Origin of the sequence: Natronomonas sp. (genome assembly GCF_046710025.1) — an archaeon.
In the GTDB taxonomy this organism is placed as follows: domain Archaea; phylum Halobacteriota; class Halobacteria; order Halobacteriales; family Haloarculaceae; genus Natronomonas.
Genome location: NZ_JBKEGK010000129.1, coordinates 1 through 7,178 on the forward strand (window position 1 = coordinate 1; position 7,178 = coordinate 7,178).

Sequence of the window (7,178 nt, forward strand, 5' to 3'; positions counted from 1 at the left end):
CTCGTCATTTTTGGTATCGGATCGGGACTGGCCGGCGCGGCGGGCGTCGTTGGCGGCCCCGTCTTCAGCGTCGTCCCGGAGATCGGGGTCGGCGTGCTCGTCCCGGCCTTCCTCGTCGTCGTCGTTGGCGGTGTGGGTAGCATCGTCGGATCAGTCGTTGGCGGCCTCTTGATCGGGGCCGTTGAGGTCGGACTACAAATGAATGCCCCGACGTGGTCGTCGGTCGGCATCTACGCCCTCGCTGCAGTCGTCCTGCTGGTTCGTCCCGCGGGGCTGATGGGCGTCGTGGAGGTGGACGAATGAGCGAACAGACCGAAACCGCGACGCCGGCCGAAAGCACGGACACGGCCGGCCTTCTCGACCGATGGGACGCGCTTCGGGAGCGTGAGTCGTTCTCGATACTGGGGGCGATCGCGTTCGTCATTGTCTTCCCGATGATCTTCACCAACCTGCCGGCGTACAATGGGTACATGTCGCTGGTGGAACTGATCTACATCTGGGCGATCTTCGCCATCGGGTTCGATCTGCTGTTGGGTTACACCGGATTGCTGTCGTTCGGCCACGCCGTCTTCTGGGGCGGTAGTGCGTACGCTGCCGGGCTCTTCAGCGCGAACATCTACGGCGAACCGCTGCTCATGGTGCTCGTGGCGACGGTCACCGCGATTGTCCTCGCGTTGATCATCGGCGTCCTCTCGCTCCGGCGCGGCGGGATCTACTTTGCGATCCTGACGCTTGCGTTCGGGCAGATGATGTACTTCCTCGCTCTCGGTCCGCTGGGAGAGATAACCGGCGGCGAGGACGGGTTCACCGGTGTCACCATCGAACCGCTGCTCGGATCTATCGGCCTGGGACGAGAGTTCGCGGGCATACTCGGGACGCTTCTTCACGACATCTCGTATGTGCTGTTCGCTGGCTTCTTCGTGCTCGCCGTCGCGGCCGCCGTCCGGATCGTCCGCTCGCCCTACGGGGCGATCTTCCAGGCGATCGCCGAGAACGAACAGCGCGTCCGGTTCCTCGGGCTGAACGTCTGGCGGTACAAACTCGTCGCGTTCGTGCTCTCGGGCGCGTTCGCCGGCGTCGCCGGCGGACTCCACACGATCCACGCCCAGTACGTCGCCGTCGGATCGCTCTATTGGATCACGAGCGGCGACATCGTGATCATCACGGTGCTGGGCGGGGTCGGGTCGATCTTCGGCCCGGTGGCCGGCGCGATGGCGTTCCTGTACGTCGAGAACATCGTCTCGGGCGAGATCGCCTTCTGGCTGCTCGTTCTCGGCGCGCTCTTCGTGACTGTCGTCTGGCTGTTCCCCGCCGGTCTCTGGGGGATCGTCGACGGCATTCGCTCGACCGTCCGCGGACAACTCTCGGGGGACGATTCCTGATGCTTCTGGAAACTGAAGGACTCACGAAACAGTTCGGTGAACTCACAGCGGTAGACGAAGTCAACCTCCAACTCCAGGAGGGCGACTCCCTGAGTATCATCGGGCCAAACGGTGCTGGAAAATCGACGACAGTCAACCTCATTACGGGACTGTTGAACCCCACCGAGGGAACGGTGCAGTACCGCGGTGAGGACATCACCGGCCAGGAGCCACACGAGATCGTCCAACAGGGCCTGAGCAAGTCGTTCCAGACAGCCTCGATATTCCCTGACCTGACCGTCGAGCGGAACGCGATCGTCGCCTCATTAGGCGCCGAACACGGCTCATTCAGCCTAAACTTCTTCAAGCGACTTGCCGGTTACGACGAAGTCGCCGAGCGCGCGCGACGAACGCTCGAGGACATGGGGCTGTACGAGCAACGTGACATCAAGGCCAAGTCGCTGCCGTACGGCGACAAACGTCGCCTCGAGATGGCACTGGCGCTCGCGAGCAATCCCGATCTGCTCTTTCTTGACGAGCCGACCGCCGGGATGTCGCCCGACGAGACAGACGACACCGTCGACCTCATCGAGCGTATAAAGGAGGAACGCGGGGTCACGATCGTTCTCATTGAGCACGATATGGAGATCATCTTCCGCGTCTCCGATCGCATCGCGGTGCTCAACCGTGGCGCAAAGATCGCCGACGGTACACCCGACGAGATCCGCGGCGATCCCGACGTTCAGGAGGCGTACCTCGGGGGTGTCGAGATATGAGTCTGCTCAAACTCGATGGCGTCAACTCCTATTACGGGGAGAGCCACATCCTCCGGGACGTGACGATGGAGGTTGAGGAGGGACAGATCATCGCCTTGCTCGGCCGGAACGGAGCCGGCAAGACGACGACGTTGCGGAGCATCACGGGGACGGAACCGCCCGAGATACGGAGCGGAACCATCCGCTTCGACGGGGCGGAGATCACGGGCCGGCGACCCGAGGACATCTCGGCGCTCGGCCTCTCGCTTGTGCCCGAGGAGCGGCGGATGTTCTCGAATCTGACCGTTGCAGAAAACCTCCACGTTCCGGACATCTCCCGGAACCTGTTGAACCGGATCGGCCGGTCGGTCGAGACCGGCAAGACCGGCATCTCAGACGAGGAAGTCTACGAGCAGTTCCCACGACTCGACGAGCGCCGCGAGCAGAAAGCCGGTACGCTTAGCGGCGGCGAACAGCAGATGCTCGCCATCGCTCGGACGCTCAAGCAGGACACTGATTTACTCATGTTAGACGAACCCTCCGAGGGGCTCGCCCCCCAGATTGTACAGGACGTCCTCGATATCATTCAGGAGATCGCCGACCAAGGCAAGACGATCCTGCTCGTCGAGCAGAACGCTGCCGCGGCGATCAAACTCGCCGATTACTGTTACGTCCTCGACCAGGGCGGCGTCGTCTACGAGGGTACCTCAGAAGAACTCGAGGCCAACGACGATGTCAGACAGGAGTACCTCGGCGTATGAGCGACAGCGCCAATTCCGCTGCCGGGGGGCTTTCGCCCGAGGAACGACTCGATGCGCTCGAGTCCGAGGATGTCGTCTCGATCGATGAGGACGAGGTGACGCTCACCTTGGAGTTCGAGTCGACCCGCGGCATCTACCACGACTCCTACATGGACGCCGACGAGGCCGAGTATCATCAGGCAGTCGCCGATGTCTTCGGGATCGACCCCGACGAGGCGGCCGACCGGATCGAGGAACTCGGCGTCACCCGCGAACAGTTTGTCGCGTTGCTCGCGTTGGACTCACACGTTGACGAGGAGTACCCGCTCGTCGAGCGGGCTCACATGGCGATGATGATCACCGATATCGCCCCGCCGTCGCCGGTTCCGGACGACATCACCGAGATCGACGATGACACGTATGAGACGTTCTTCGAGGAGCACGACCGGGTCGCGGTGACGGTCTGGAAGCGCTTTTGTGACCCCTGTCGGCGGCTAAAAGACGACCTTGCCGAGGCGGATTCGACGTTCCCCGAGGACGTCGCGGTCGCGGGAATCGACGGCGAGGCCACGACCGAGTTCCGACGGGAGTTCGGCGTCGAAGCCGCCCCGTCCGTGCTGCTGTTCGAGGACGGCGAGTGTTGCGAGTCGCTCCGCGGGTACCACTCACCCGACGACATCGCCGACGCCTGTGCAGACGTCTACGTCGAGTAGGCTTCCGACATCCCCTTTTTACGTGTCCGGCCACTTGTCGGCGTCTAGCGGATCGCCGTTAAGAAACGCCTCGATGCCCGCCTCGGCGTCGGCGGTCGTACACAGCCCCGCGAACTGTTCGTTCGAGTACTCGAGTGCGTCTGCGTATCCCATCGCCTCCATCTCGTAGTAGGCTCGCTTGCCGCGCTGGATTGCGGTCGGGCTCTTCGAAGCGATCGTCTCGGCGTACTCCATGGCTGCCTCCACGTGCTCACCGGCCGGCGCGACCTCATTTATAAGACCCCACTCGTGGGCGGTGTCGGCGTCGATCAACTCGCCAGTTAACAGCAATTCGAGACACCGTTTCCGGACGACAGCGCCCATAAGCGGGACGGCCGGCCCCATACAAAAGAGCCCGACCTTCGGCGCGGTCGCGCCGAACATCGTCCCGTGGGCGGCGACAGCCAGGTCGCAGGCGGCGACGAGGCCCAACCCGTTCGCGGCGGCGTGCCCGTGCGCGGCGGCGATCACCGGGGTCTCCATCCCCGCGATCGTCGCGAACGGCTCCTCCATCCGCGCGACCCACTCCTCGTAGCCGTCGCCGTCTTCGTACTCGGCGTGCTCGGTGAGGTCGATCCCGGCTGAAAAGGCGTCCCCCGCGCCGTCGATCACGATCGCGCGAACGCTGTCGTCGGCCTCGTGGGCGCGCAACGCGGCGTCAAGATCGGTGGCGAGGTCGGTGCTGAACGTGTTCATCGACGCCGGGCGGTCGAGAGTAATCCGCCCGACGTAGCCGTCCGTTTCGACCTCGACGACCGCGTCCTCGGGTATAGTGCCAGGCTGTGTCATATGTCGGTTGACGGACGGTCAGCACAAAAGATTCCCGGCGCCGCTCGTGGCACCACCGCACCCGACCGGGGCTCGAATTTTATTGAAATTATGCTGCATATTCAAGTGCGGCGGACGCCCATCTTCCGGACGGATATGAAGCGCGAAATGCTCACCCTCGACTTCCTCGATCGAGCTGTCGATCTCTATGCCGACGTAACGGGGATCGTCGCCCACGACGGCACGGAGTACACCTACGCCGAACTCGATGACCGCGTGAACCGACTGGCGAACGCTCTCGCCGAACGCGGGATCGGAAACGGCGACAAGGTCGCGCTGTTGGCGCCGAACACTCACTACTTCATCGAGACGCTGTACGCGACCAACACTCTCGGCGCGGTGTTCGTCCCGATGAACTACCGGCTCACCGCCGGTGAACTCGAGTACATCCTCGGCGACTGCGACGCAGACGCGGTCATCGCCGATTACGACTACGCCGAAAACGTCGAGCCGATCCGCGAGTCGGTCCCCGCGGAGCACTTCGTCGGCTACGAGAGCGACCGGATCGAGGGCGAATGGGACGACTACGAGTCCGTTCTGGCCGACGCCGCCCCCGAGGCCCCCGAACGCCCCGATATCTCAGAGGACGACGACGCGAGCATCAACTACACTTCGGGAACGACGGGCGATCCGAAGGGTGTCGTCCGCACCCACCGGACCGAACACTGGCACGCCCTGGTGCTCAACCAGCACATGGAGATCCGCGACGACGACAACTACCTGTGGACGCTGCCGATGTTCCACTGCAACGGCTGGGGCCACACCTACGCGATCACCGGTACCGGCGGCACCCACGTCTGTCAGCGGACCTTCGATGCGAAAGACACCTTCGAGCGCGTCCGCGAGCACGATGTCAGCTTCATGTGTGGCGCGCCGACAGTGCTGAACGCGCTTATTCAGTACCACGAGACGAACGACGTGGAAACGACCGGCGACCGGGACGTCCGCATCGCGACCGCCGGCAGCGCCCCGGCGACCGCAACGATCGAGACGGTCGAGGACGAGTTCGGCTGGCGCATCATCCACATCTACGGGCTCACGGAGACGGCTCCGACCATCACGACGAGCAACTCTCCCCGACGGCTGGCCGAGCGCGGCCGCGACCTGAAGATCAATCAGGGCAGCGAAACCCTCTGTACCGACGTTCGGGTCGTCGACCGGGACGGCAACGACGTTCCCGCAAACGGCGCGACTGTCGGCGAGATCGTCGTCCAGGGCAACCAGGTGATGGACCGTTATCTCAACAAGCCCGAGATCACCGAGGAGGCGTTTAACGAGCGGGTCGAGGGGTACTTCCACACGGGCGATCTCGCTACCATCGACGAGGACGGCATGGTGTCGATTCAGGACCGCAAGAAGGACATCATCATCTCCGGCGGCGAGAACATCTCCTCGATCGAGGTTGAGGACGCCCTCTACGACCACGAGGGGATCTTGAAGGCCGCCGTCATCCCCGTCCCGAGCGAGAAGTGGGGGGAGACGCCGAAGGCGTTTGTCGTCGAACAGCCCGATGCCGACCTCGCCGAGGACGAGGTCATCGACTTCGTCAAGGAGCGCCTGGCAGGATATAAGTCCCCGACGAGCGTCGAGTTCGTCGACGACTTCCCGGAGACGGCGACCGGCAAGGTGCAAAAGTACGAACTCCGCTCGGAGTACTGGGACGACGAGGCCCGGATGGTCGGCCAGGAGTAGCCCTCATCGATCGGGTGCGGACGACCCTCGGGACCCTGAGTGGCCGTCCCGATCCGGCAGCCGCGTCAGCCCGATTCAACGCTCCCGGTCCGATGGCCGCATCATCCTGATTCGACTGTTCCGATCCGACGACCGCAGTCCCCCGATCGACCGCTCGCCGACCATCTTTTATCTGTCCCGCCGCCGGCGGAGCGCGAATGCCCCGCCGATACTGAGCGAAGCGAGCAAGGAAAAAAGCGCGTTCAACACAGTTTGGACCATCATAGTATGATGATTGGTATTACGCCGGAATCAAATCAGAGTCGATGCAGGGACCGCCGCTGACGGGCCCTGCATTCGAAAGCGAGGATGCGTCCCTGCACCGCAAATGCCTCCATCCGAGCCTATCGGGGACACGAATATCAAGACGGGGTCGAATGCCGACCACGGGGCAGAACAGCCGTGCAGGACCCCTTCGATGTGTCTCGCCTTGCTGTCGTGACCCCGCGATACGCCCACGCACGGGGGAGGATTGGAACATGCGGAAATGTGTGACATCCTCCTCCGCCTAAAGGCGGAAGGAATCCCACGGCACCGCACCGCTTGGTTGGGAGTTTCAGGTTTGCAGACTACCAAGCCAGTACACCGTTGGAATCGGTGTGTGGCCGGTCAATGGGCAGTCTCCTGGGAGTGCCAAGCCCCCGGTACTCCTATCCTCAACCGAGACGAAGTTCCTGTGTTGTTTGTGCCACAGGTGCTTCAGTCGGTGTCACCGGACTCGGAGTTACTTACATCGACGACGCTCGCCCGGTGCTTGTTGTTTGATTCCCACGTGGGGCACACCCTGTTTCCAGCGTGGGCGGACACTCGAACCGCCACCTTTCGGGCGCTCGGCTACATCGGGGTCGTAACCGATGCGCCGACACTGATATATACGCCGGTGTTCAACAAAAACGGTCGGAATCTCTTACTGTGACGGCGCGTATCCACGCCGTGAACGGCGTGGTATTGCGCCTGTTCAGCGTATAAAAACCTCTCCTTAGGAAGTGAGCCAATGGTGTGCGATTGAAG

Annotated in this window: 7 protein-coding genes; 6 read left to right on the plus strand and 1 reads right to left on the minus strand. The window is 63.0% G+C overall.

The genetic code is table 11. The features are described 5' to 3' along the window. The 5 genes from ACI944_RS09495 to ACI944_RS09515 all read left to right on the plus strand — a co-directional run. Window positions 1-303, plus strand: a 303-nt coding sequence (locus ACI944_RS09495) for an ABC transporter permease subunit (RefSeq protein ID WP_411718805.1), incomplete at its 5' end; no start/stop codon positions are given. Then, the gene (locus ACI944_RS09500; protein WP_411718806.1) at window positions 300-1,382 is read left to right on the plus strand and encodes a branched-chain amino acid ABC transporter permease; all 1,083 of its coding nucleotides are present in this window, start codon (window positions 300-302) and stop codon (window positions 1,380-1,382) included. The genes ACI944_RS09495 and ACI944_RS09500, both read left to right, overlap by 4 nt. Next, complete coding sequence (locus ACI944_RS09505; RefSeq protein WP_411718811.1) at window positions 1,379-2,137, plus strand: ABC transporter ATP-binding protein; 759 nt, start codon at window positions 1,379-1,381, stop codon at window positions 2,135-2,137. The genes ACI944_RS09500 and ACI944_RS09505 overlap by 4 nt, the downstream gene beginning before the upstream one ends. After that, window positions 2,134-2,877, plus strand: a complete 744-nt coding sequence (locus tag ACI944_RS09510) for an ABC transporter ATP-binding protein (protein WP_411718807.1) — start codon at window positions 2,134-2,136, stop codon at window positions 2,875-2,877. The genes ACI944_RS09505 and ACI944_RS09510 overlap by 4 nt, the downstream gene beginning before the upstream one ends. Further along, window positions 2,874-3,569: a thioredoxin family protein gene (locus ACI944_RS09515; protein WP_411718808.1), complete on the plus strand. Its 696-nt coding sequence runs from the start codon at window positions 2,874-2,876 to the stop codon at window positions 3,567-3,569. Before ACI944_RS09510 ends, ACI944_RS09515 begins: the two co-directional genes overlap by 4 nt. Window positions 3,570-3,587: 18 nt before the next feature. On the opposite strand, the gene ACI944_RS09520 is transcribed toward ACI944_RS09515, so the two are convergent. Next, window positions 3,588-4,397 (minus strand): enoyl-CoA hydratase/isomerase family protein, encoded by an 810-nt coding sequence (locus tag ACI944_RS09520; protein WP_411718809.1) that lies wholly within the window; start codon window positions 4,395-4,397, stop codon window positions 3,588-3,590. A gap of 135 nt (window positions 4,398-4,532) precedes the next feature. On the opposite strand from ACI944_RS09520, the gene ACI944_RS09525 reads away from it, so the two are divergent. Then, window positions 4,533-6,128 (plus strand): class I adenylate-forming enzyme family protein, encoded by a 1,596-nt coding sequence (locus ACI944_RS09525; RefSeq protein ID WP_411718810.1) that lies wholly within the window; start codon window positions 4,533-4,535, stop codon window positions 6,126-6,128. The last annotated feature ends 1,050 nt before the right edge of the window (window positions 6,129-7,178 follow it).